The organism is Streptomyces sp. 8L (assembly GCF_020176795.1).
In the GTDB taxonomy this organism is placed as follows: domain Bacteria; phylum Actinomycetota; class Actinomycetes; order Streptomycetales; family Streptomycetaceae; genus Streptomyces.
Window position 1 is genome coordinate 8,775 of sequence record NZ_JAIUKE010000459.1, and the last position, 760, is coordinate 9,534.

The window sequence follows — 760 nt, forward strand, 5'->3', positions numbered from 1 at the left end:
CAACAACCGCATCGACACGGTCCGCCCCGAGCACGAGCCGGAGGCGATGGGCCGGCCGCCGGCCCGGGGCGCCCCCCCCCGGGGGCGGGGGGCGGTGCCTCGGCCGCTCCCCGGCCCGGCGATCCGCCCGCGCACGGCTCCCGGCGCCTTCCCCGCCGCACGCGAGTCGCCCGGGCCCGCCGCCTGCCGCTGGGCGGCCTCCAGCTCGGCCATGGCCCTGAGGTATCCCGGCGAGAGCCGGTAGACGCCGGAGTCGTCCAGCGAGTCGAGGTACTCCCCGAAGCCCAGGTTCGAGATCGCCAGATTGCCGAGGGCGGACGTGAACGCACCGGGCACCTCGGCGCGGAACGTCCGGCCGGGCTCCTCCTGGGCGTCGACGAGCAGCAGCGTGCGCCCGCCGGAGGGGTCCCCGGAGAACGTCACCTCGTCGGCGACGACAAGCACGGGAAAGCGGCTGCCCGCCGGAACGAGTGCCAGCAGGCCGTCCACGGACAGCCCCTCGTGAGCCGGGTCGGCCAGCACGGTCAGCCAGTCGTCACCGATCTCGTCCAGCAGCGCGCGCCAGGCCGCCTCGTCGGTGAAGTCGGTGCGCAGGAGCGGTGAAAACTCGGTCTCGGGCAACTGTGCGGCGGCCATCGGCCCTCCAGGACTCGGGAAGAGGCCGCCAGGCTACAAGCGGCCCGCCCCGGGCGTCGGTCGGGCCGGGGCACGGCCAAAGTCCCTTCCAACGCGCGGGGTTGGGGGACAGCCGGGGGCCGGT

The 760-nt window shown here is 75.8% G+C and carries 1 protein-coding gene (running past one end of the window); it reads right to left on the reverse strand.

Annotated elements, in window-relative coordinates; all coding sequences use genetic code 11:
• Positions 1-636: the 5' portion of a DUF6924 domain-containing protein gene (locus LCE31_RS41375; protein ID WP_374118600.1), read on the reverse strand. It extends 102 nt beyond the left edge of the window; the window shows 636 of its 738 coding nt (coding positions 1-636); its start codon is at positions 634-636; its stop codon lies off the left edge, out of view.
• Positions 637-760: the final 124 nt, after the last annotated feature.